The organism is Kitasatospora sp. NPDC002543, from assembly GCF_053594915.1.
The window spans coordinates 15,539-38,758 of record NZ_JBSFWR010000031.1 but is presented as its reverse complement, the minus strand read 5'-3'; the positions used below and the strand labels follow the sequence as shown (position 1 = coordinate 38,758).

The following is a 23,220-nucleotide window of genomic DNA, read 5'->3' as shown; positions in this document are numbered from 1 at the left end:
GTCAGCCCACCGGTTCGAGCAGCCCGTCCGCCTCCCGCTCCCGCCGCCACATCGCGTGCAGCCGCCCGTCCGGGTCGGCGACCAGCTCCGACCAGCGGCCCCGCTCCGCCACCCGGCCGCCGTCCAGCACCAGCACCTCGTCCACCGTGGCGTCGTCCAGCCCGGCCAGCCGGTGGGTGATCAGCACCGTGCTGCGGCCCTCGGTGGCGGCCAGCAGGTCGGCGGTCAGGGCGTCGGCGGTGGGCAGGTCGAGGTGCTCGGCGGGCTCGTCCAGGACCAGCACGGGGAAGTCCGCGAGCAGCGCCCGGGCGAGCGCGAGACGCCGGCGCTGGCCGCCGGAGAGCCGGGCGCCGTGCTCGCCGACCATGGTGTCCAGGCCGTCCGGCAGTCCCTCGGTCCACTCCAGCAGCCGGGCGGCGGCCAGGGCGGCGCGCAGCTCCTCCTCCCCCGCCCCCGGGCGGGCCAGCCGCAGGTTCTCCCGCAGCGAGCTGTCGAAGACGTGGGCGTCCTGGGCGCAGAGCCCGATCACCCGGCGGACGGACTCACCCGACAGCGCGCTCGCGTCCACGGCCCCGGCCGTTCCGTCGGCGAACCGCACCGTCCCGGCGCTCGGCTCCAGGAAGCGCAGCAGCGCCTGGGCGAGGGTGGTCTTGCCGGAGCCGGACGGGCCGACCACGGCGATCCGGCGGCCGGCCGCGAGGTCCAGGTCCACCCCGGTGAGCGCGTCCACCGGCTGCCCGGGGTGCCGGACGGTCAGCCCGCGCACCGCGACGGGCAGCGGCCGCTCGGGCAGCGCCAGCGGCTCGGCGGGCTCGGTGACCGGCTCCGGAGCGTTCAGCACCTCGTCCAGCCGGGCCCGCGCGGCGCGGCTGCGCTGGCGGGCCTGGACGGCGAGCGGCATCCCGGTGACGGCCTCGAAGGCGGCCAGCGGGGTCAGCACCACCACGGCCAGGCAGACCGGCGCCAGCACCCCGTCGCGCACGCCCTGGACGCCGACGGCGGCCGCGGCGGTCACGGTCAGTCCGGTGAGCAGGGCGATCAGACCGGTGCCGAGCGCCGTGGTGGCGGCCGAGCGGGCGGCCAGCCGGGTCAGCGCGGTGTCGGCCGCGCGGACCGCGGCCAGCCGGCCGGGCAGCGCACCGGCCACGGTGAGCTCGGCCGTACCGGTGAGGGCGTCCACCACGGTGGTGGCCAGCCGCCCGCGCGCCGGCGCCTGGCGCCGCTCCGCCCCGGCCGACCAGCGGGCGGCCAGCGCGGGCACCAGCGCGCCCGCGAGCAGCAGCCCGAGGCCGAGCACCAGCCCGGCGGCCGGCAGGAAGGCGGCCATCGCCGCCGTCGAGGCCAGCGCGACCAGCCCGGCCACCGCGGCCGGCAGCCGCCAGCGCAGGTAGTGGTCCTGGACCGCGTCCACGTCGGCGACCAGCCGGGAGAGCAGGTCGCCGCGGCGGAAGGCGGGCAGTCCGGCCGGGGCGAGCGCGCTCAGCCGGCGGTACACGGCGGCCCGCAGGGTGCCGAGGGTGCGCAGCACCGCGTCGTGCGAGACCAGCCGCTCGGCGTAGCGGAAGACGCTGCGGCCGATGCCGAAGGCCCGGACGGACGTGACCGCCATCATCAGGTAGAGCACCGGCGGCATCTGGGAGGCCCGGGAGATCAGGTAGCCGGAGGTGGCCATCAGCGCGACGGCGCAGCCCAGGGCGAGCGCCCCGAGCAGGATCGCGAGCGCCAGCCTGGGGGTGGTGCCGCCCTCGGCGCCGGGCTCCTCGGCCGCGGCGGGGGCCGGGGTGGGCCTGCCGCTGTGGGCGAGCGGGGCGACCGGTTCGGCGGCCGGGAGGGCGGGCGGTCCCGCCAGCCGTACCCGCCGGTCGGCGGCGGCCAGCAGGGCCGGCCGGTGCGCGACCACCAGCACGGTGCGCGCCGGGTCCCCGGTGAGCGCCCGGACGGCGTCCACCACGGCCGCCTCGGAGGCGCCGTCCAGGTTGGCGGTCGGCTCGTCCAGCAGCACCAGCGGCCGGTCCTCGGCGAGCAGCACCCGGGCCAGGGCGAGGCGCTGGCGCTGTCCGGCGGAGAGCCCGGCGCCGTCCTCCCCCAGGACGGCCGCCAGGTCGGTCACGAAGTCGAGCGCGTGCGCGGCCCGCAGCGCCGTCCACAGCTGCTCGTCGGTGGCCTCCGGCCGGTAGAGCCGCAGGTTCTCGGCGACCGTCCCGGCGAAGAGGTGGGGGTGCTGGGGCACCCAGGCGATCTGCCGCCGCCAGCTCCCCGGGTCCAGCTCGGCCAGGTCGTACCGGCGGCCGTCGGCGGCGGTGATCCGGACGGTGCCCTCGTCGGGGGCGGTGAGGCCCAGCAGGACGGCCAGCAGGGTGGACTTCCCGGCGCCGCTGGGGCCGGTGAGCGCCGTGCCGGAGCCCGGGTGCAGGGTCAGCCCGGCGCCGTCCAGCGCGGGCTCGGTGCGCCCGGGGTGCCGGACGACCAGGCCCTCGGCGGTGATCACGGCACCCGCGAGGTCGGGCGCCGGGACGGTGCCGGCGGCGGGCAGCGGGGTCTCCAGCACCTGGAACAGCTCGTCGGCGGCGGTCAGTCCCTCGACGCTGGAGTGGTAGAGCGCGCCGACCTGGCGGATCGGGAAGTACACCTCGGGGGCGAGCACCAGGATCAGCAGCCCGGTATCCAGGTCGAGCGTGCCGTCCACCAGCCGGAAGCCGACGGTGACGGCGACCAGCGCGACGGACAGCGTGGAGAGCAGCTCCAGGGTGAAGGAGGAGACGAAGGCGATCCGCAGGGTGCGCAGGGTGGCCCGGCGGTAGTCGGCGGTGATCCGGGCGATCGTGGCGGCCTGGGTGCGGGCCCGGTTGAACACCTTGAGGGTGGGCAGCCCCGCGACCACGTCGAGGAAGTGGTGGGAGAGCCGGGCCAGGGTGTTCCACTGCCGGTCCATCCGGGACTGGGTGGCCATCCCGATCAGCACCATGAACAGCGGGATCAGCGGCAGCGTCCCGGCGATGACCGCGGCCGAGGTGAAGTCGGCGCCGACGATCCGCAGCAATACGATCACCGGGACGACCACGGCCAGAGCCAACTGCGGCAGGTAGCGGGCGAAGTAGTCGTCCAGCGCGTCGATGCCGCGGGTGGCGAGGGTGGTGAGTTCGCCGGTGCGCCGGCCCGCCAGGTAGGACGGGCCGAGCGCGGTGGCGTGGTCGAGCAGCCGGCGCCGCAGGGTGGACTTCACCCGGGCGACGGAGCGGTGCGCGGTGAGCTCGGTGAGCCAGCCGACCAGCCCGCGCCCGACCGCCGTCAGGGCGAGCAGCAGCAGTGGCGCGGTCAGTTCGCCGAGCGTCGCCCCGCGCTGGAAGGCGCGGACGACGATCTCGGCGATCAGACTCGCCTGGGCGACCACCAGGGCCGCGCCGACCGCGCCGAGCAGCACGGATCCGGCGAGGAAGGCCCTGGTGGTGCGGGCGTACCCGAGGAGTCGGGGGTCGACCGGCTTCACGGCGTCAGGCCTGGTCGAGCTGGGCGGCCGGGTCGTGCCCGGGGATGTGCTGGACGCCGATCCGCTTGCGGAACACCCAGTAGGTCCAGCCCTGGTAGAGCATCACCAGCGGGGTGAAGATCGCCGCCACGATGGTCATCACCTTCAGCGTGTACGGCGAGGACGCCGCGTTGCTGACGGTCAGGCTCCACTCCGGGTCGAGGGTGGAGGGCATGACGTCCGGGAAGAGCGCCAGGAAGAGCATCCCGACCGCGGCCACGATGGTCAGCCCGGAGAGCGAGAACGCCCAGCCCTCGCGGCGCAGCTGGTTCGCCGCCAGCGCGCCGAGCAGGGCGGCCACCGCGACGACCATCGCGGCGAGGCTGCGGCCGTTGCCGTGGTCGGCCTGGGTCCGGACCAGGAAGACCAGCGCCAGCACGGCGGTCGCCAGCCCGGACAGCAGCGCGGCCCGGCGGGCCCGCTCCCGGATCCCGCCGACCGTCTTGAGCACGGCGAACACCGAGCCGTGGAAGGTGAACAGGGCGAGCGTCACCAGGCCGCCGAGCAGCGCGTACGGGTTGAGCAGGTCCCAGAGGGTGCCGGTGTAGTTCTTCTGCGCGTCGATGTCCACGCCGCGCACGATGTTGGCGAAGGCCACGCCCCACAGGAAGGCCGGCAGGAGGGAGGTCCAGAAGAGGGCCTCCTCCCAGTTCCGCTGCCAGCGCTCGCCGTCGCGCTTGTGCCGGTACTCGAAGGCCACGCCGCGGATGATCAGGCAGACCAGGATGACCAGCAGCGGGATGTAGAAGCCGCTGAAGAGCGTCGCGTACCAGTCCGGGAAGGCCGCGAAGGTGGCGCCTCCGGCGGTCAGCAGCCAGACCTCGTTGCCGTCCCAGACCGGGCCGATGGTGTTGATCAGCACCCGCCGCTCGGCGGTGTTCCGGGCCAGCGGCTTGAGCAGCACGCCGATCCCGAAGTCGAAGCCCTCCAGGAAGAAGTAGCCGATCCACAGGACCGCGATCAGCACGAACCAGACGTCGTGGAGTTGCATGTCAGATCCTCAGTTCCCCAGTGGTCCCGGCGCCTCAGTAGGCGAAGGCGAGCGGCTTGTCGGCGTCCTCGTCCGAGGACGGTCCGCGCAGGGACGGGTCCTTGGTGGGCGGCTGCTCGGTGACCACCGGGCCGGCCTTGGCGTACTTGACCAGCAGCCGGACCTCGATGACCGCCAGGATCGCGTACAGCGTGGTGAAGGTCGCCAGCGCCCCGATCTGGGTGCCGACGCCGACGTTGGGGGAGACCGCGCTGGCCGTGGTCATCAGGCCGAAGACGGCCCAGGGCTGACGGCCCATCTCGGTGAAGATCCAGCCGAAGCTGTTGGCGATCAGCGGGAAGCCCATGGTCAGGATGCCGATCCGCCAGCTCCACTTGGTCAGCTGCGGCCCCAGCTCGCGCCTGGGGGTGAGCATCAGCCGGGGCACCTCGGTCTCGCCGGTGCGGAACTCGGGGTGCAGGAAGAGCTTCTTCCGGGTGGTCCAGAGGCCGATCAGGCCGGCCACGAAGGAGGTCATCCCGAAGCCGATCATGAGGCGGAAGCCCCAGTAGGTGACGAAGATGCTCGGGATGTAGTCCTTGGGGTCGCCGCCGTGCTGGGCGGCTTCGGCGGCGGCGGTGTCGTTGATGCCGGGGACGGACGAGCTGAAGTCGTTGTGGGCGAGGAAGGACAGTATCCCGGGGATCTCCAGGGCGACCGAGTTGTGGCCCTTGCTGACGTCACCGACGGCGAACACCGAGAACGGCGCCGGCGCCTGGGTCTCCCAGAGCGCCTCGGCGGCGGCCATCTTCATCGGCTGCTGCTCGAACATGACCTTGCCCAGGGTGTCGCCGCTGAGCGCGGTGCCGGCGCCGAAGATCACCGCGAGCACCAGGCCGAGCCGCAGCGAGGTGCGCATCGCGGCGGTCTTCTTCGGGTCGGCGGTCTCCGCCCCTCCGCTCTTTTCAAGCAGCCGCTTGGCCTTCCAGAGGTGGAAGGAGGCGATGCCGACGACGAAGGCCGCACCGGTGAGGAACGCGGCGGTCAGGGTGTGGAAGACCACCACCAGGGTGGTGTTCTGGAACAGCACCCGTACGACGTCGGTCAGTTGGGCCTTGCCGGTGACCGGGTCGATCGCGTAGCCGACCGGGTGCTGCATCCAGGAGTTGGCGGCCAGGATGAAGTAGCCCGAGAGCACGGTGCCCAGCGCCACCATCCACATGCAGGCGGCGTGGATCTTCCTCGGCAGCTTGTCCCAGCCGAAGATCCACAGCCCGATGAAGGTGGACTCGAAGAAGAAGGCGATCAGCGCCTCCATCGCGAGCGGGGCGCCGAAGACGTCACCGACGAAGCGGGAGTAGTCGGACCAGTTCATGCCGAACTGGAACTCCTGGACGATGCCGGTGACCACGCCCATCGCGATGTTGATGAGGAAGAGCTTTCCCCAGAACTTGGTCGCGTGGAAGTACTTCTCCTTGTTCGTCCGCACCCAGGCGGTCTCCAGACCGGCCACGATCGCGGCCAGGCTGATCGTGAGCGGGACGAAGAGGAAGTGGTAGACGGTGGTGATGCCGAATTGCCATCGCGCGATGGTCTCGTGAGCGATTGCCAGTTCCACGTCGCCCTCTCTCCCAACCTGCCCGCGTGATGACGGGCATCTTCCGGACAAACTTCATCTATAGCCGTAGACCGTTGCTCAACCACGCAAGCTTGTCCGCTTGTGAACGTGAACACGTTCACAAGGAGCAGTATCCACCATCCTTACGGGGGAACTGCAGGTGGGGTGGGGTGGACGGTCTGTGGGGTGCGTCACGGCCCGCGGCGCGGTCCGCACAGTCTGCGGACCGACCGCGGGCCGGAGCAACGAACGACCGGGCGGGTGGCCGGAAGTTGTTGGCCGAACCGGCGCTTGACAGGCTCGCGGGCCGGTCGCACCGACCGCGCCCACGTGCTAGGACGCGGCCCCGGCACGGCCCTGCCGCGCCTCCTCCCGGGCGGGCCGCGGGGCGCGCTACGCCCGGCCGAGCAGCTCGGTGCCCGGGGCGGAACCGGCGCGGGCCGTGAAGAACCCGGTGAAGCCCTCGAGGAACTCCTCCCGGGTGATCCGACCGTCCCCGTCGGCGTCCAGCCGGCGGAAGCCGTGCGACAGCTCCGCCGGGTGCGTCCTCGGCCCGCCGAACACGGCGCGGTACTCGTTGAACTCCAGGAAGCCGCTGCCGTCCGTGTCGGCCGCGGCGAACACCGCCCGCAGCGCCGGCAGCAGCCCCCGCTCCAGGTAGGCCTCGTCCCGGTCGCAGCCGGCCAGGGTGGCCGCCACGAACTCCTCCTGACCGACCCTCCCGTCGCCGTCGGCGTCCATCACCGTGCGCAGCTGCTCCCACCAGCTGTCGAAGGCCTCGTACACCCGGGCCTCACCGGCCTCGTCCAGCTCCAGCCGCCAGCACACGTTGTGCGCCATCGCCCGCAGGTCGTGCACCGTGACGAAGCCGTCGCCGGTCTGGTCCAGCACCTCGCGGAAGAAACGGTCCAGCCGGGGCGCGCGGCCGTCCCGCTCCGGTCCGCAGCGCTCCGGTCCGCGGCGCTCCGGCCCCCGGCGCTTCGGCCCGGACGGCTCCGGGGAGCGGTAGCGCAGCCGGTCCGGCAGTCGGGGGACGACCGCGCCGGCGCCGCGGTGCAGCACGGCGGACAGCAGCGCGCCCCGCCGGGTGCGGACCAGCCCGAACCGCTCCAGCACCACCGGCGGCAGGTCCGCCACCGTCAGCTCGCGGACCGCCCGGGCGACCACCAGCCGCAGCAGCCGCCAGCCCGTGTCGCCGAGGAACCCGAGCCGGCGCGGCCGCGGCGCCTCGCGCAGCAGGTCGTCCAGCAGGTAGCGCGCCGCCTCGGTGAACTCCAGCCGCTCCCGCGCGTACCGGGCGAAGTAGGCCGGCAACTCCCCCACCGTGGCCGGGATCTCGCCCTCGGGAAGCCCGAAGGCGGCGACCGCCTCGCGGAACTCCGCGTACGCCGACGCCGACTCCCCCGCGCCGTACCCGTCCCCGCCCAGCCGGCGCATCGCGGCCACGCACTCGAAGAGCGTCAGCAGCACCCACGCCCTGGTCGCCGCGTCCGCGGCGTCGTACGGCTCCCCGTCGGGGCCCGTCCCCCGGATCCGCTTGTGCGCCCGCTCCAGCCGCGCGATCTCCCGGCGCAGCGTCTCCGCGTCCTGGTAGAACAGCCGCCGCCCGCTGCCCAGGGTGTGCTCCACCCGCCGCCACGGGTGCGCCCGGTACGTCGAGTGCTCGACCATCCCCGCCGACACCATCGGGTCCGCCGCCTGCAGGATCAGCAGCCGCCACGCGACCAGCATGATCCGCCACTCCGACAGGTCCCGCTTGAACGAGGCCGGCCCGTCAGCCACGGCGCTCGCCGGTGATGTCGGGCCCGATCACGAACCCCTTGGCGGGGCCCTCGGGGATCACGGCCTCCTTGCCGTAGGGGACGCGGGTGGAGGAGCCGTACTCACGGCGTTCGGCATCGGGTTCGGTGAGGACGGTGACGGCACCGCCGTCGTCGTGGTCGTCGATGATCACGTACACCGGGATGCCGGCGGCCGCGTAGGCACGCCGCTTCAGGACGTGATCGCGGCGGCGGTTCTCGGCGCCGGGAGAGACGGTCTCGACGACGAGGAGAACACCGGAAGCAACCAGGCCCTTTCCCTCCGGGTGCTCGATCTCCTCGATCTCCCGCTGAGCGACGAACACGTCGGGGATGAGCACTTTGAGCCCGTCGATGACGTTGCAGTCGTTCCCCGGCCGCCATTCACTGCCGCGCAACTGCACGAACAGACCTTCGAGAACCCGGTTGTTGACATCGAAATGGCGGCTGCTGCCGGTGGGTGACAACGTGATCGTCCCCTCGATGATCTCCGCTCGGAAGCCCTCGGGCACATCCATGGACTTCCACGCCTGCCACAGCAACTGGTCCAGGTTCACGACGGTCCTCTCGGCGACGAGCGCGCTCATTGAGACACCCCACTTCCCGTCCAGTGTGATCAGCCCGTGCGAGCCCGCACAAGCAACGGCAGCACGGTCGCACACGACCGGGGGGCCGACCGGGTGAACGGCGGCGGGTTCACTCGATCGAGGAGTTTCGGGGCCGGGAACGCCGGAACCGTGGGACCGGCCGGGCCTGTCCCGTGGTGCGGGAGCGCGGCGTTCGGACTCGCGGGCGTCCGGTCAGCGCTGGCGGGGGAGTTCGACGCGGAAGGTGGCGCCCTCGCCCGGGGCGGTGTGCAGGGTGAGGGTGCCGCCGTGGGCGCGGGTGAGGGCGGTGGCGATGGCGAGGCCGAGGCCTGCGCCGCCCCCGTTGTCGCGGCTGCGGGAGGCGTCGACCCGGAAGAACCGGTCGAAGACCCGCTGGGCCTGCTCCTCGGTGAGGCCCGGGCCGGAGTCGGCGACCTCCAGCAGGCAGACGCCGCCGGGCCCGGCGCCCACCCCGATCCGGACCGGGGTGCCGGCGGGGGTGTGCTTGACCGCGTTGCCGACCAGGTTGGTGACCACCTGCCGCAGCCGCGCCTCGTCGCCGACGACGGGCGCGGCGCCGGGCGCACCGGTGCCGGCCGGGCCGGTGAGCGCGACCGGGCGGCTCGGGTCGAGGGCGGTGAGGTCGTGCAGGGCGTCGGCAGCGAGGGTGCGCAGGTCCATCGGGGCGAGGTCGAGCGGGCGCTCCTCGTCGAGGCGGGCGAGCACCAGCAGGTCCTCGACCAGGGCGCCCATCCGGTCGGCCTCGCTCTCGATCCGGGTCATGGTCCGCGTGACGTCGTCCTCGGTGGGCAGCGCGCCCATCCGGTACAGCTCGGCGAAGCCGCGGATTCCGGCCAGCGGGGTGCGCAGTTCGTGCGAGGCGTCGGCGACGAAGCGCCGCATCCGGGCCTCGGACTCGGCGCGGGCCGCGAAGGCCGCCTCGATCTGGGTGAGCATCCCGTTGAGCGCGACCGACAGCCGGCCGACCTCGGTGCCCGGGGAGAGCTCCGGCATCCGGTGCGACAGCTCGCCGGCCGCGATCCGCTCGGCGCCCTCCTCGATCCGGCGCAGCGGCCGCAGCCCGGCCCGCACCGCGAAGAAGCCGAGCGCGGCGATCAGCAGCAGGACGCCGCCGCCGATGGCCAGGAAGGAGGTGTTCAGCTTGCCGAGGGTGGCGTCGATGTCCTCCCGGGAGACCGCCACCATGACGTGGGTCGGCGTGACCTCCGGCGCGGCGTACGCGCTGGGGCCGACGGCCTGCCCGCGGGGCGGCTGGAGCGGCAGCACCAGCACCCGCCAGCTGTGGTGGCCGCGCTGGTCGGGCAGGTCGAAGGGGACGTCGGGGGCGGTCCTGGTCGGGTCGAGTCCGGCCAGCTGGGGCGCCGGGTCGCTGTCCGAGACCGGTTGGCGCATCACCGCCTGGACCTTGCCGTCCGAGGAGAGGTACTGCACCAGGTACTGGCTGGGCAGGCTGACCCGCCGGCCGGCGACCGCGGGCCGGCCGCCGGCCTGCGCGGTCAGCTGGCTCGGGGGCTTGCGGGAGAGCGGCAGTCCGTACCGCTGGAGCTGCTCGTCCAGCTGCTGCACCAGCTGGGCCCGTACGGTGCCGAGCACGAAGGCGTCGCTGACCGCGAGCCCGGTGGTGACCAGCACGAGCGCGAGCACCAGCAGGCGGGCGCGCAGCGACAGCCGGGAGGAGAACCGGGCGAACACGGGCGGGGTCCGGTCAGCCCTGCGGGGGGCGGCGCAGGACGTAGCCGATGCCGCGCACGGTGTGGATCAGCTTGGGGCCGTGCGCCGGGCCGGAGTCGAGCTTGCGGCGCAGGTAGGAGATGTACGACTCGACGATGGAGAGGTCCCCGCCGAAGTCGTAGGCCCAGACGTGGTCGAGGATCTGCGACTTGGAGACCACCCGCCCGACGTTGGCCATCAGGTAGTGCAGCAGCTTGAACTCGGTCGGGGAGAGCGAGACCGCGGTGCCGCCCCGGGTGACCTCGTGGGCGACCGGGTCGAGGCTGAGGTCGGCGACGATCAGCCGGCCGTCCTCGGCGGGGCCGCCGGCCCGGCGCAGGATGGCGCGGATCCGGGCGATCAGCTCCTCCAGGCTGAACGGCTTGGTGACGTAGTCGTCCGCGCCGGCGGCCAGGCCCTGCACCTTGTCGCCGACGCCGTCCTTGGCGGTGAGGAAGAGCACCGGCAGGTGGTCGCCGGGGTGTCCGTGGGCCGGCCCGGCTATCTGGCCGCGGCTGGTGCGCTCGCGCAGCTTCTCGACGACGGTGAAGCCGTCGAGGTCGGGGAGCATCACGTCGAGCACGACCAGGTCGGGGCGTTCGACGGCGACCAGTTCGAGCGCCTCGGTGCCGCTGGCGGCGGAGGCGACGCGGAAGCCGGAGAAGCGCAGCGAGGCGGAGAGCAGCTCGCGGATGTTGGGCTCGTCGTCCACGACGAGCAGGAACGCTTCGCCCTGGCCCCCGGCCGCCGTGGGGCCGCCTGGTGTGGTGACAGTGCCTTGCACGGGGCTTTCGCCTCCCGGTCGGACGATGACGTTCAGCATGAGGCTAGCCCCCGGAGGCTATGCGGCATGGATGAATGTTGGATTAACACCTTATCGGTCGGTTTTTGGGCGATCGGCGCACAGGGGCGGGGTTCGGTGGTGTGCGCACGGGCTCGCCGGCTCCGGTCCGGACCGGCCACCCCTCCGCCCCTCCGCCCGGGCCGGGGGCACCTCCCCGGGCCGCGCCGTGCCCCGGCCGCACCTCGACAGCGTCGCGGCGTCGCCTCGACCGCACCCCCCCGGGGCGTCTCCGGAGGCGCTGCCGGGGTACCGCCGGGGAGCCGCCGGGCCGGACCCGCGAATCCCTCCGCATTTCCCCCTGCTATGATTGACAACGAGGCGAAGGCAATGCTTTCGAGCAATTGCCCGGCCCGATCATTTCGGTGGTCATAGCGAGAGGGAAACGCCCGGCTCCATTCCGAACCCGGAAGCTAAGCCTTTCAGCGCCGATGGTACTGCAGGGGGGACCCTGTGGGAGAGTAGGACGCCGCCGAATTCTTCTCAGGCCCCTGCCGTGTCCGACAGTGACACGGCAGGGGCTTTTTTCATTTCTCCGGCCATTTCGCTCCCGCCGGACTTCCGCGGCGCGGCCCGCCCCCGTCCCGTCCGGCATGCGAGACGTCAGGTCCCGGAAGAGCCGCTTTGCGCACATCTGAGAGGATGGCGGACACCGAAACAGACTTGCGTCTCGCCAACTGAGACTGCAATATCATGGTATGGACAACACTAGCGGCGTCGGCGTTCTCGACAAGGCCGCTCTGGTGCTCAGCGCACTGGAGTCGGGCCCCGCCACACTGGCGGGGCTGGTCGCCGCCACCGGTCTGGCGCGCCCCACCGCCCACAGACTCGCCGTCGCACTCGAACACCACCGCCTGGTCACCCGTGACATGCAGGGCCGCTTCATCCTCGGCCCCCGCCTGTCCGAACTCTCCGCCGCCGCCGGCGAGGACCGACTGCTCGCCACCGCGGGCCCGGTCCTCACCCATCTGCGCGACGTCACCGGGGAAAGCGCGCAGCTCTACCGCCGACAGGGCGAAATGCGCATCTGCGTCGCCGCCGCCGAACGACTCTCCGGCCTGCGCGACACCGTCCCCGTCGGCAGCACCCTGCCGATGAAGGCCGGCTCCGCCGCCCAGGTGCTCCTCGCCTGGGAAGAGCCCGAGCGCCTCCACCGAGGCCTCCAGGGCGCCCGCTTCACCGCCACCGCGCTCAGCGGCGTCCGCCGCCGCGGCTGGGCCCAGTCCATCGGCGAGCGGGAGCCGGGCGTCGCGTCCGTCTCCGCCCCCGTCCGCGGACCGTCCAACCGCGTGGTGGCCGCCGTCTCCGTCTCCGGCCCCATCGAGCGGCTGACCCGCCACCCGGGCCGCCTGCACGCCCAGGCCATCATCGAAGCCGCGAACCGGCTCACCGAGGCCCTCCGTCGCAGCTGACGGAACACGGCCGGAGGCCGGAAGGCACCGGGACGGCACCGGACGGCACCGGACGGCACCGACAGACGCCGAAAGACGCCGAAAGGGCCGCGTCCGAGGACGGATCTCCTCGGACGCGGCCCTTTCGTGTTCCGCCCGCCATTTCCCGGTTCTACGGTTCCGCGGTTCTACGGTTCGAGGCGGTGCGGCCCCCGGAAGAGGAAGGTCGCCTCGCGGATCGACGGCAGGCCGAGGGCCAGCATGAGCAGCCGGCCGAGCCCGAGTCCGAAGCCGCCGTGCGGCGGGGTGCCGTAGCGGAAGCAGTCGAGGTACCCGGTGAGCGGCCCGGTGTCCATGCCCTTCTCCCGGGCCTGGGCGACGAGGCGGTCGTACCGGTGCTCCCGCTGGGCGCCGGTGGTGATCTCCACGCCCTTCCACAGCAGGTCGAAGGAGTCGGTGACGCTCGGGTCGTCCTCCGGCCGCAGGTGGTAGAAGGGCCGCACCGCGGACGGGAACCGGGTGACGAAGACGAACTCGTGCCCCGTCTCCTCGGCGATCAGGCCGCACAGCGCGCGCTCGCCCTCGGGGTCGAGGTCCTCCTTGACGCCCTCCCGGTCCCAGCCGGTGGCGCGGAGCCGGGCCAGCGCGTCCGCCATCGTGATCCTGGGGAACGGCAGTCCGGGAACCGTCACCGGGGTGCCGAAGTGCTCGGCGATCGCCGCGCCGTGGCGCTCGGCCACCGCGGCCAGGACGCGGTGCAGCATCCGCTCCTCGAAGGCCATCACGTCCTCGGCCCCGTCGGTCCAGGCGATCTCGACGTCCACCCCGGTGAACTCGGTGGCGTGCCGCGAGGTGAAGGACGGCTCGGCCCGGAACACCGGCCCGACCTCGAAGACCCGGTCGATGCCGCCGGCGATGGCCATCTGCTTGTAGAACTGCGGGGATTGGGCCAGATAGGCGGTGCGGTCGAAGTAGCCGACCTCGAACACCTCGGCGCCCGACTCGGAGGCCGTCCCCATCAGCTTGGGCGTGTGCAGCTCGGTGAAGCCCTCCTCGGCCGCCACCTCGCGCATCGCGCGCTCGACGGTCGTCTGGACGTCGAAGACCAGGTGCTGGGAGGGGCGCCGGATGTCGAGGAACCGCCAGTCCAGGCGCTGGTCGATGCCGGTCCGCTCGTCGATCGGCAGTTTCGGTTCGGCGGGTGAGACGACCTCCACGCGGGTGGGGACGATCTCCAGACCGCCCAGCTTCACCTGCGGGTTGGCGACGACCCTGCCGGTGATCTTCACGGCGGACTCGACCGTCACGCCCTCGAAGGCGGCCTCGACGGCGTCGCCCTCCCCACCGCGGAAGTGGGTGACCTGCACGAGACCGGTGTGGTCCCGGACCAGTACGAACTGGATGCGCCGCTGGAGCCGGAGCGTGTCGACCCACCCGTGGACGGTGACCGTCTCCTCCAGGTGGGAATGCAGCTCGGCGGCGAGGGTGCGCGTCATGACAGGGAACTCCCCGGGTGTGCGGGCGCGTTGGTCGCGCCACGTCGACGGGCGGTAAACGGCCGCCCTGGGCGTGTTCACCGTAGGGGATCACGCCCGGGGGAGTCGCCCGGTTTTCCGTCGCGGTGCCGCCGGTCCGGGTTCGCCCTACGCTGGCTGGAGGGGGTTCGCGGGCAGCACCGGCCACCACCTCACGGAGTCGCCATGGCCACCACGAAATGGTTCTTCGAGCCCAGCCACACCGGTGCGGAGTTCCGCGCCCGGCACATGATGGTCACCTACGTGCGCGGCCAGTTGAAGAACGTGCAAGGCTTCCTGGAGGTCGACCCCGACACTCCGGAGCGGGCCCGGGTCGAGGCGACCATCGACGCGACCCAGGTGTACACCGGTTCGCCCGAGCGGGACGCCCACCTGCGCAGCGCCGACTTCTTCGACGTCGAGCACCACCCGACCTGGAAGTTCGTCGGCTCGCAGGTCCACCAGGTGAGCGCGAGCGGCTTCGAGGTGACCGGGCAGCTCACCATCCGCGGCGTGACCCGCCCGGTCACCTTCGACGTGAGCTACCTCGGGCAGTGGGACACCCCGTGGTGGGAGGACGGGCGCGACCTGGGACCCCGGCGGCGCGCCGGGTTCACCGCGAGCACCCGCATCAACCGGCAGGACTTCGGGGTGAGTTGGAACGACGTGGTGGACCGGGGCGGCACGGTGGTCAGCAATCTGGTGGACGTCACGGTCGACGTGGAGGCGGTCCTGGAGACCGCTCCCGACAGCGCCGCCCGTGCCGCCTGAACCGGCCCCCGGGCCGGGCCACGGGCCCCGTCGCTCGTGAAACGGCTGGTCGCCCCGGTACGGCAGGGCGCCCAGCCAATAAAGCTTATTTCCTGACAACCTTGGGACATTCCTTCACGTCGATCCGGCCACCTCCGTTACCACCGCCCATTCGGAGAGCGCCCGGACGGTCAATTCCCGGCTATTCGATCGCCTTCCCTCCCGAGGATCACCACACCCACCGGACCGCCACCCCCGCCCGCCCACCAGCGGGATGCCGCGCCCCTGACAACCACCCCCGTCGAACCGGGCCCACCGCCTCCCGCCCGGCCCGCGTCGAGGTGTGCAACCTTCCGACCCACTCCGGGCATCCAAGAGAGGGCAGGGCCCGGGAAGGAGGGGGAGCCGCACGCCGGCGGGCCGCATCGCACACGGACCACCGAGCCTCCCGCATTCATATGGTGCGTATGCGATTCACCCCCGCCGGAGTCAGCCCCGGCCTGTTGCACAGCCGTGACAACCGGGCGCGAAAAATCGTTCGAGCGGCGACTCCCGAGGGTTAGCATCCTGGAATGGAATCGAACCTCCCCCCGATATGGAGTTCCTCCGAGGACGCGGACCCCCAGCCGCCCCGCAGGGCGCCGCTCCGGCTGGCCCGCTTCGGTGCGACCTTCCTGGGGGTGAGCGTCGTGTCCGGCGTGCTGCTGGCGGGCCTCGCCCTGCCCGTGGCCGGCGGCATCGGGCTGACGGCCAAGGGCACCGCGGAGGGATTCGCGGACGTCCCCTCCGACTTCAAGACCCCGCCGCTCACCCAGGCCACCCAGATCTTCGACGCCAAGGGCGGCCTGATCGCCAAGGTCTACGAGCGCGACCGCACCGTCATCACGGCCGAACAGATGTCACCGTTCATGCGGCAGGCCCAGGTGGACATCGAGGACGCCCGCTTCTACGAGCACGGCGCCGTCGACCTCAAGGGCGTCCTGCGCGCGATCAGCAAGAACGCGGAGAGCGGCACCGCCTCCCAGGGCGCGTCCACGCTCACCCAGCAGTACGTGAAGAACGTCAACGTGGAGCAGGCCGGCGACGACCGCGACGCGGTCCTGGAGGCCCAGCGCAAGACCCTGGGCCGCAAGATCCAGGAACTCAAGGTCGCCATCAAGCTGGAGGAGGAACTGCCGAAGGAGCAGATCCTCACCAACTACCTCAACATCACGTACTACGGGAACGGCGCCTACGGGGTGGAGGCCGCCTCCCAGCGCTACTTCAGCAAGAGCAACAAGGACCTGACCGTCGCCGAGGCCGCGATGCTCGCCGGGCTGGTGCAGAACCCGTCCCAGTACGACCCGAAGCAGCACCCGCAGGCCGCGCAGAACCGCCGCGACACCGTCATCGACAAGATGCTGGAGAACAAGCACATCACCGCGGAGCAGGCGCAGGAGGCGAAGGCCGCCCCGCTCGGCCTCAACTTCAAGGCCCCGCAGAACGGCTGCATCACCGCCCAGGCCGGCATGGGCTTCTTCTGCGACTACGTGCGCCACGTGGTCAAGCAGGACCCGGTCTTCGGCCAGGACTCCGCCGAGCGCAAGAAGTTCTGGAACCAGGGCGGCCTGAACATCTACACCACCCTGGACCCGGACAAGCAGGCCGCCGCCCAGAACGCGGTGAGCTCCAACGTGCGGGTCACGGACAGCATCTCCGCCGCCGCCTCCATGGTCGAGCCCGGCACCGGCAAGATCCTCGCCATGGCCCAGACCCGCCCGTACGGCCTGGACACCAACCAGAACCAGACCGTCGTCAACCTGAACGTCGACGCGGCGATGGGCGGCGGCAACGGCTTCCAGCCCGGCTCCACCTTCAAGCCGGTCGTCGCGGCCGCCGCCCTGGAGGCGGGGCTGCCGGCGACCCAGGAGTACTCGTCCCCGAACAAGCTCGAGTACCCGACGATGAAGACCTGCGAAGGCACCTGGAAGAACGACACCAGGCCCAAGGCCGTGGTGCCCAACGAGTCCGCGAGCGAGAAGGGCCCGTACCAGCTGAAGATGGCGATGGCCCTCTCGGTCAACACCTACTTCGTGCAGATGGAGCAGGAGATCGGCCTCTGCGCGGTCAAGCAGATGGCCAACAAGCTCGGCATCAACGCCAAGGCCAGCGGCAAACCCCTGGAGGAGGTCCCCGCGATGGCCCTGGGCGTCGAGGAGATGAGCCCGCTGACCATGGCCAACGTCTACGCCACCTTCGCCGCCCAGGGCACCCACTGCGCGCCGGTCGCCATCAACCGGATCACCACCGTGGAGGGCAAGGACGTGCCCGTCCCGGCGAGCCAGTGCGAGCAGGTGTTCTCCGAGAAGACGGCCCGGGCGCTGAACACCGTCCTGAACGGCGTGACCGAGAACAACGGCACCGGCGCGGCGCTCAACCTGGAGGACAACCGCCAGATCGCCGGCAAGACCGGCACCTCGGACCGCAAGCGGGCCGCCTGGTTCAACGGCTACACCCCGCAGCTCGCCACCGCGGTCTGGCTCGGCGGCCCCAACGGCGGCGTCGAGATGCGCAACTTCACCTACAACGGGAAGTACCACACCGAGGTGTTCGGCGCCGACGGCCCCGGCCCGATCTGGCGCGACGCCATGAACCAGGCCCTGCGCGGAACGCCCAAGCAGTCCCTGCCGATGGCCGACATCCCGGACCCGGCCCCCAGGCCCAACCCGAACGCCACCGGGGGCGCCACCGGCCCCTCCACCACCGCGGGCTCCCCCGCCGGCGCCGGTGCGCCCGACCCGGAGCAGCAGCCCTGACCGCGCACGCCCCTCGTACCACGACGCCCCGCCGAGCAGCCGCTCGGCGGGGCGTTCCCGCTCCGTCGGCCGGGCCACCGGGCGTCGTGCGCGGGGCCGCCGGGGAGGGCGTCCGGCGCAGGAGGTCGGAACGGCCGACCTCCTGCGCCGAGTCGGTGGGGTTCAGCCCGCCTCGGAGAAGGAACCGGCCAGGGCGGAGGTGCGGGTGAGGACCGCGACCGCGGCCAGGGCGAGGGCGGAGAGGCCCTGGAGGACGGCGTACCAGAGCGGGCAGAGGCCGGGGATCCCGTCGACCGCGACGATGGCGATCGGCAGAACGGTCGAGAGCGTGCGGAGGCGGTCGAAGGCCTGCCGGGAGCCGCCCGCCGCGTCGGAGGCCTTGCGGTGGAGGAAGGGCGCCAGCGCCAGGAAGATCACCCCGCGGATCCACATGAACGGGGTCGTCGGGTGGCCGGTGGCCGCCACGGCGGCGACCGTGCCGAGGACGACGGCGCCGCCCGCCCCGAAGAGCACGATGCACTTCTTCACCGCGGTGAAGCCGTCCTGGTGGGTCGTGGTCGCCATGGTTCTTTCCCCTCCGTGTCGTTGTGGCAACGACGCTACGGAGCGCGCGGACGGCCCGGTATGGCCCCAGCCCCACGAAGAGGTGGGTCCAGACCCACCCACCCGGGAACACCGGGCGTGTCCTAGAAGTAGATGAAGGTCCAGAGCTGATTGATGCCGGGCTTGCCGAAGGTCTCGACAGGCTTGACGACCTGCCCGGCCCCCTCTGCCGCCAGGGCCGCGTTCTTGTTCTTCTCGCTCACGATCGTGGTGTGCTCCAGGCCGGTGTCCACGTACCAGCGCTGCGCGATGTTCCCGTCGTTGCACTCCTCCAGGAGCACGGGCCGCCTCACCCCGTCGCTCTTGATGCACCTGCCGGTGTCGTCGGCCGCCTCGATCGTGTAGATCCCGGTCCCTTCATGGCTCTCTCCGACCCTCTTGAACCGCCAGTCCTGGGACTTCGCGCCCAGCTCCGGAGTCTGAGTCGTGACCGCGGTGTCGTCGGGGTGGGCGAGGTTGGTGTCGTACATTTCGTCCTGGGCCTTCGCCTGGAAGGCCACGACAGGCAGCGACGCCGCCGGCGCGTCGTCGCCCGCCGCGGAAGCGGTACCGACCGCCGCACCCGAGAGCACCGCTGCCACCGCGACCGCGCCGATCCTCCTGCTGATGCTCACGTGACTTCTCCTCGGACGTTCCCCGTGCCCGTGCTCACGGGCGCCGATGCGGGCAGGTCCTCCTGTCCGGTGGAAACGTAGCAACGCGCGGTCCGCCCACGGCCCTGCCGGGGCATTGGATCGTCAACAAACAACCTGGATGCCCCAACGGCTCCGGGCCGGACGCCGCGGATCGCCCGGCGTCGGTGGCGGCCGGACCCACCACGCTCGATCGCGGCGCGGGAAGCACGGGCCCCACGGCAGTCGGCGTTCGGGCCCGAGCGGCTCGACTCCCGCCGGACGGGGTCACGCGCACACGGTTCCCGTGTCCTTCCCGACCGACCGGACGGACTCCCGGGATCCCTCCTCCGCACGTGCGAAGGCCCCCGCCCAGGGAAGGGGCGGGGGCCTCGTGGTCGTCCGACGGCTCCGGGTCAGCCGTTGGACGAGCTCCTGGGGGTGCCGCCACCGGCGCCGCCGCCACCGAAACCGCCACCGGAGCCGGCAGCGCCTTCGACGAGCTGGCCGGCGGTGTAGCCACCGTTGGCGTCGGGGGTGCCGACGACGGTCACGCTCTGACCGGGCTGGAGGTCGGCGACCTTGCCCTCCTTGTTGAGCTGGACCTTCGTCGCGTCGCCGGTGGTGACCTTGATGGTGTTGCCGTTGCTGTCGGTCAGGTAGACGGTGGTGCCGTCGACGGCCTTGACGGTGCCCCGCGCGAAGCCGGCCTGCCCGCCCTGCCCCTGCTGGCCCTGGCCGGCCTGGCCCTGGCCCCGGCGGCCGGAGCCGCTCTGCCCGTAGCCGCTCGGGCCCGAGGCCGCGGTCGGCCGGGCGGCGGAGGACTTCCCGCTCCCCGGCGACCCGTGGTTCTGCTGGAACCAGACCCCGCCCGCGAACGCGCCGGTGGCGATCACGCCGCCCGCCAGCACCAGGCTGAGCCAGGGCAGCTTCCGCCGGGGCGGCGCGGCGAGTTCGGCGCTCACGTCCCGCGCGTCCGGCGGGGTGGCGAGCAGGGCGACCTGCTCGGCCGGGGTAGCGGCCTCGACCGTGGCGATCTCTTTGCTCATGGAGTGGGTCCTACTCGTGCCGGAGGGCGTCGATCGGCCGCAGCGAGGCGGCCCGGTTGGCGGGGTAGCTGCCGAAGAACAGCCCGATGGCGACGGCGACGGCGAACGCGCCGAGCACCGATTCGGGGATCACCACCGGCTTGATGCCGACGATGCTGAAGTGCGAGCCGGCGATCCCGGCCGCCACGCCCAACCCCGCGCCGATCACCGACAGCAGCGTCGACTCGGTGAGGAACTGCCCCAGGATCACCGCGCGCGGTGCGCCGAGCGCCTTGCGGATGCCGATCTCCCGCGTCCGCTCGGTGACCGTCACCAGCATGATGTTGGTGATCCCGATCCCGCCGACCAGCAGCGAGATCGCCGCCACCGCGCCGAGCAGCACGGTGAAGGTCCTGGTGGTGCTCTCCCTCGCCGTGAGCAGCGAGGACTGGCTGGTGATCCGGAAGTCCGCCTTGGCCGGGTCGGCGATGGCGTGCGTGCCGAGCAGCACGCGGGTGATCTCGGACTGGGCCGCCGTGGTGCTGTCCGCGGACGAGGCCTGGACCAGGATCTGGTTGACGGAGCCGAAGCCGGTGAAGGCGTTCTGCACCGTCGGCAGCGGGGCGATCACCACGTCGTCCGGGTCGGTGAAGCCGCTGCCGCCCTTGGCCTGGAGCACGCCGACCACGGTGAACGGCGTGCCGCCCAGCACCACGGACCTGCCGACCGGGTCCTCGGTGTCGAACAGCTGCTTGGCCGTCGTCGCGCCGAGCACCGCGACCTTGCGCGAGGCGAGCACGTCGTCATCGGTGAAGTACTCGCCGTGCGCGACCTTCTGGTTGGAGGTCTCGAAGTACGACGGGTAGGTGCCGACGATCGAGCCGGGGCTGTACGAGATGTTCCCGTAGAGCGCCGTCCCGCTGGTGGTGACCACCGGGGCGACGGACTTGATCGCCCCGGTCGAGGAGTCGCTCGCCAGCGCCTTGGCGTCGGCGACCGTGAGCTTCTTCACCGAGGAGGTGGCCCGGGAGCCGCCACTGGCCGAACCGGAGCTGACCGTCAGCGCGTTGGTGCCGAGCGAGGTGATCGACTCCTTGACCGCCGCCGACGAGCCGTTGCCGACCGCCAGCAGCAGGATCACCGAGGCCACGCCGATCAGCACCCCGAGCATGGTGAGCGCCGAGCGCACCTTGTTGGCGGCCAGGCCGCCGACCGCGAAGCGGAGCGTCTGCCAGAGGATCACGCCGGCACCTCCGCGCCCGGCGCGAGTTCCGCGTCGGCCGTGTCCAGGAAGGGCGGCGGCCCCTCCACCGGGGCCTGCCGCAGATCGCTCACGATCTGACCGTCCACCAGCCGCAGCACCCGCTTGGCGTGCCGCGCGACCTCGTCCTCGTGGGTGATCAGCACGACCGTGCGGCCGATGGCGTTGAGCCCGTCGATCAGGGCCAGCACCTCCTCCGTCGAGCGGCTGTCGAGGTTGCCGGTCGGCTCGTCGGCGAGCAGCATCGCGGGCGCCGTCACCAGCGCCCGGGCCACCGCGACGCGCTGCTGCTGGCCGCCGGAGAGCTCGTTGGGCTTGTGCCCGGCCCGCTCGGCCAGCCCGACGAGGGACAGCGCGGCCATCGCCCGGCGGCGCCGCTCGGCGGCGCGGACGCCCGCGTAGGCGAGCGGCAGCTCGACCTGGGCGAGGGCGGTGGTGCGGGGCACCAGGTTGAAGGACTGGAAGACGAAGCCGATCTTGCGGTTGCGGACCAGGGCGAGCTGCTGCTCGTCGAGGTGGCCGACGTCGGTGCCGTCCAGCAGGTAGCGGCCGGAGGTCGGGACGTCCAGGCAGCCGAGGATGTTCATCAGGGTGGACTTGCCGGAGCCGGAACTGCCCATCACGGCGACGTAGTCGCCCTGTTCGATGTCCAGGTCGACGCCCCGCGGCTCGCCGCTCCCGGGATCGGACGGGCCGCGCAGCGCGTGGACGGTGGCGTCGCCGTGCCCGTACGCCTTGGTGAGCCGGCGGATCCGGATCACCGGAACGGGGTGCGCCGGGACGCGCTTGTCGATGACGTGACGCATGACCGGTCTCAGCCCCTGCCGCCGCGACCGGCCCCGCCACCGGCACCGCCGGCGCCCCCGCCACCACCCGGGAAGACCCCGCTGCCGCCGCCGGAGCCCCGGTTGCCCCCGAGGCCCGGGAAGGAGGCGTTCGGGAAGCCGTTCCCGCCGCTGGTGGTGGGGAGTTCGACCTTGTCGCCCTCCTTCAGTCCGGAGACCACCTGCACCGTGCTGTCGCCCTCGACCCCGACCCCGACGGTGACCCGCTCGGAGGCGCCGTCCGGCTGCACCAGGGTCGCGGTGCGCGAGGTGCCGGTGCCCGAGAGGGCGGAGGTGGGCAGCGACAGCGCGTTGTCCGCCTCGCCGGTGATCACCTGGACGGTGGCGCTGAGGCCGGTGCGCAGCGTGCTGGTGTCGCCGTTCAGCTGCAGCGTGGCCGCGTACTGGACGGCGGCGGAGCCGGCCGAGCCGCCGGAGCCGCTGCTGCTGGGCAGCGGACTGACGGACAGCACGGTGGCGTTGAGCTTGGTGTCGGACTGGGCGTTCAGGGTGACGGTGGCCGCCTCGCCCTTCTTCAGCTTGAGCGAGTCGAGTTCGGAGAAGTTGGCGGTGACCTGCATTCCGGTCGGGTTGGTGAGCACGATGAAGCCGCTCGGGGCGGCCGTCGAACTCGCGCCGGTGCCGCTGGACTTGGTGGCGGCGGTGCCGCTCGCGGTGGCCCCGACGGTGTCGCCCGGCTTGCCGGAGACCGAGGCGACGGTGCCGTCCACCGAAGCGGTCAGGGTCGTCCCGGCCAGCGCCGCCCGGGCGTTGGCCAGGTTGGTCTGCGCGGTGGTGACCTGCTGCTGGGCCTGGGCCACGGCCGCGTCGTCGACCTTGGTGGTGGTGATGGTGGTGGTCTGCGGGGCGGGCGTACTGCTCCCGCCCGCCCCGCGTCCGCCACCCGCGCTGCCGGCCCCGGCGCCGGGAGAGGCGGCGGAGGTGGCGCCCGGCAGCGGCTCGGTGGTCGTGGTGGTGACCCCGGCCTGGGCCTTGGTGAGGTTGGCCTGGGCCGTGGTGAGGGCCGCCTGGGCCGTGTCCACCTGCTGCTGGGCCGCCGTGGTGTCGACGGTGGCGAGCACCTGGCCCTTCTTCACGGCGTCCCCGACCGCGACCTTGACCTCGGTGAGCCGGCCGCCGGTGGTGAAGTCCTGGGCGGCGTCGGTCGGTGAGACCAGGGTGCCGGTTCCGGACACGGTGGCCAGGACGGTGCCCTTGGACACCGTCGCGGTACGGGCCACGGGCTTGGCGGAGGCCTGGCCGGAACTGCCGCTGACCGTGGCGTACACCAGGGCCGCACCGCCCAGCAGGGCCACGCCGAGCGCGGAGTTGACGAGGACGGCGCCTCGCCGCCGTGGGAGCACCTTCATG

General features: G+C 72.5%; 17 protein-coding genes and 1 rRNA gene. 4 read left to right on the top strand and 14 right to left on the bottom strand.

Features of this window, described 5'->3' with window-relative positions; translation table 11 throughout:
* Position 1: 1 nt before the first annotated feature.
* From cydD to ACWD4P_RS15770, 7 genes are all read right to left on the bottom strand, one after another.
* Positions 2-3,487, bottom strand: a complete 3,486-nt coding sequence (gene cydD / locus ACWD4P_RS15800) for a thiol reductant ABC exporter subunit CydD (RefSeq protein WP_449779977.1) — start codon at positions 3,485-3,487, stop codon at positions 2-4.
* A 4-nt stretch (positions 3,488-3,491) separates the two neighbouring features.
* Positions 3,492-4,517 (bottom strand): cytochrome d ubiquinol oxidase subunit II, encoded by a 1,026-nt coding sequence (cydB, locus tag ACWD4P_RS15795; RefSeq protein ID WP_449779976.1) that lies wholly within the window; start codon positions 4,515-4,517, stop codon positions 3,492-3,494.
* Positions 4,518-4,551: 34 nt separating this feature from the next.
* Complete coding sequence (locus ACWD4P_RS15790; protein ID WP_449779975.1) at positions 4,552-6,114, bottom strand: cytochrome ubiquinol oxidase subunit I; 1,563 nt, start codon at positions 6,112-6,114, stop codon at positions 4,552-4,554.
* Between the two features lie 393 nt (positions 6,115-6,507).
* Positions 6,508-7,896: an oxygenase MpaB family protein gene (locus ACWD4P_RS15785; protein ID WP_449779974.1), complete on the bottom strand. Its 1,389-nt coding sequence runs from the start codon at positions 7,894-7,896 to the stop codon at positions 6,508-6,510.
* Positions 7,889-8,500 (bottom strand): Uma2 family endonuclease, encoded by a 612-nt coding sequence (locus ACWD4P_RS15780; protein WP_359827223.1) that lies wholly within the window; start codon positions 8,498-8,500, stop codon positions 7,889-7,891. Before ACWD4P_RS15780 ends, ACWD4P_RS15785 begins: the two co-directional genes overlap by 8 nt.
* 213 nt (positions 8,501-8,713) lie before the next feature.
* Positions 8,714-10,213, bottom strand: coding sequence for a sensor histidine kinase (locus ACWD4P_RS15775; RefSeq protein WP_449779973.1), 1,500 nt, complete (start codon positions 10,211-10,213; stop codon positions 8,714-8,716).
* Positions 10,214-10,226: 13 nt separating this feature from the next.
* On the bottom strand, positions 10,227-11,015 hold the full coding sequence (locus tag ACWD4P_RS15770) for a response regulator transcription factor (RefSeq protein WP_449779972.1): 789 nt from the start codon (positions 11,013-11,015) through the stop codon (positions 10,227-10,229).
* A gap of 418 nt (positions 11,016-11,433) precedes the next feature.
* Here ACWD4P_RS15770 and rrf point away from each other — a divergent pair.
* Both rrf and ACWD4P_RS15760 read left to right on the top strand, forming a co-directional pair.
* Positions 11,434-11,550, top strand: a 5S ribosomal RNA gene (gene rrf / locus ACWD4P_RS15765).
* Between the two features lie 220 nt (positions 11,551-11,770).
* Positions 11,771-12,484, top strand: coding sequence for an IclR family transcriptional regulator (locus ACWD4P_RS15760; protein WP_030246527.1), 714 nt, complete (start codon positions 11,771-11,773; stop codon positions 12,482-12,484).
* A 167-nt stretch (positions 12,485-12,651) separates the two neighbouring features.
* On the opposite strand, the gene aspS is transcribed toward ACWD4P_RS15760, so the two are convergent.
* Positions 12,652-13,959, bottom strand: coding sequence for an aspartate--tRNA(Asn) ligase (aspS, locus tag ACWD4P_RS15755; protein WP_449779971.1), 1,308 nt, complete (start codon positions 13,957-13,959; stop codon positions 12,652-12,654).
* 204 nt (positions 13,960-14,163) lie between these two features.
* On the opposite strand from aspS, the gene ACWD4P_RS15750 reads away from it, so the two are divergent.
* Both ACWD4P_RS15750 and ACWD4P_RS15745 read left to right on the top strand, forming a co-directional pair.
* Positions 14,164-14,748 carry a YceI family protein gene (locus tag ACWD4P_RS15750; RefSeq protein ID WP_359830712.1) on the top strand — a complete coding sequence of 195 codons (585 nt, stop codon included), beginning with the start codon at positions 14,164-14,166 and terminating at the stop codon, positions 14,746-14,748.
* 551 nt (positions 14,749-15,299) lie between these two features.
* Positions 15,300-17,522: a transglycosylase domain-containing protein gene (locus ACWD4P_RS15745; protein ID WP_449779970.1), complete on the top strand. Its 2,223-nt coding sequence runs from the start codon at positions 15,300-15,302 to the stop codon at positions 17,520-17,522.
* Between the two features lie 162 nt (positions 17,523-17,684).
* Here the strand turns inward: ACWD4P_RS15745 and ACWD4P_RS15740 are convergent, their stop codons facing one another.
* The 6 genes from ACWD4P_RS15740 to ACWD4P_RS15715 form a co-directional block, all read right to left on the bottom strand.
* A complete protein-coding gene (locus tag ACWD4P_RS15740) occupies positions 17,685-18,086 on the bottom strand; it encodes a hypothetical protein (protein WP_359823719.1) in 402 nt (133 codons plus the stop codon).
* A gap of 122 nt (positions 18,087-18,208) precedes the next feature.
* Positions 18,209-18,739 carry an RICIN domain-containing protein gene (locus tag ACWD4P_RS15735; protein WP_449779969.1) on the bottom strand — a complete coding sequence of 177 codons (531 nt, stop codon included), beginning with the start codon at positions 18,737-18,739 and terminating at the stop codon, positions 18,209-18,211.
* A gap of 413 nt (positions 18,740-19,152) precedes the next feature.
* Entirely contained in the window at positions 19,153-19,785 is a 633-nt protein-coding gene (locus ACWD4P_RS15730; protein WP_449779968.1) for a hypothetical protein, read from the bottom strand.
* 10 nt (positions 19,786-19,795) lie between these two features.
* Positions 19,796-21,007 carry an ABC transporter permease gene (locus tag ACWD4P_RS15725; protein ID WP_359823711.1) on the bottom strand — a complete coding sequence of 404 codons (1,212 nt, stop codon included), beginning with the start codon at positions 21,005-21,007 and terminating at the stop codon, positions 19,796-19,798.
* Complete coding sequence (locus tag ACWD4P_RS15720; protein ID WP_449779967.1) at positions 21,004-21,831, bottom strand: ABC transporter ATP-binding protein; 828 nt, start codon at positions 21,829-21,831, stop codon at positions 21,004-21,006. The genes ACWD4P_RS15725 and ACWD4P_RS15720 overlap by 4 nt, the downstream gene beginning before the upstream one ends.
* An 8-nt stretch (positions 21,832-21,839) precedes the next feature.
* Positions 21,840-23,219, bottom strand: a complete 1,380-nt coding sequence (locus tag ACWD4P_RS15715; RefSeq protein ID WP_449779966.1) for an efflux RND transporter periplasmic adaptor subunit — start codon at positions 23,217-23,219, stop codon at positions 21,840-21,842.
* Position 23,220: the final 1 nt, after the last annotated feature.

What these genes read in the sequence shown, in the direction of transcription:
- cydB (WP_449779976.1), bottom strand. Translation starts at nt 4,517, where the DNA reads ATGCAACTCCACGACGTCTGGTTCGTGCTGATCGCGGTCCTGTGGATC.
- ACWD4P_RS15780 (WP_359827223.1), bottom strand. Translation starts at nt 8,500, where the DNA reads ATGAGCGCGCTCGTCGCCGAGAGGACCGTCGTGAACCTGGACCAGTTG.
- ACWD4P_RS15760 (WP_030246527.1), top strand. Translation starts at nt 11,771, where the DNA reads ATGGACAACACTAGCGGCGTCGGCGTTCTCGACAAGGCCGCTCTGGTG.
- aspS (WP_449779971.1), bottom strand. Translation starts at nt 13,959, where the DNA reads ATGACGCGCACCCTCGCCGCCGAGCTGCATTCCCACCTGGAGGAGACG.
- ACWD4P_RS15750 (WP_359830712.1), top strand. Translation starts at nt 14,164, where the DNA reads ATGGCCACCACGAAATGGTTCTTCGAGCCCAGCCACACCGGTGCGGAG.
- ACWD4P_RS15745 (WP_449779970.1), top strand. Translation starts at nt 15,300, where the DNA reads ATGGAATCGAACCTCCCCCCGATATGGAGTTCCTCCGAGGACGCGGAC.
- ACWD4P_RS15740 (WP_359823719.1), bottom strand. Translation starts at nt 18,086, where the DNA reads ATGGCGACCACGACCCACCAGGACGGCTTCACCGCGGTGAAGAAGTGC.
- ACWD4P_RS15730 (WP_449779968.1), bottom strand. Translation starts at nt 19,785, where the DNA reads ATGAGCAAAGAGATCGCCACGGTCGAGGCCGCTACCCCGGCCGAGCAG.
- ACWD4P_RS15720 (WP_449779967.1), bottom strand. Translation starts at nt 21,831, where the DNA reads ATGCGTCACGTCATCGACAAGCGCGTCCCGGCGCACCCCGTTCCGGTG.
- ACWD4P_RS15715 (WP_449779966.1), bottom strand. Translation starts at nt 23,219, where the DNA reads ATGAAGGTGCTCCCACGGCGGCGAGGCGCCGTCCTCGTCAACTCCGCG.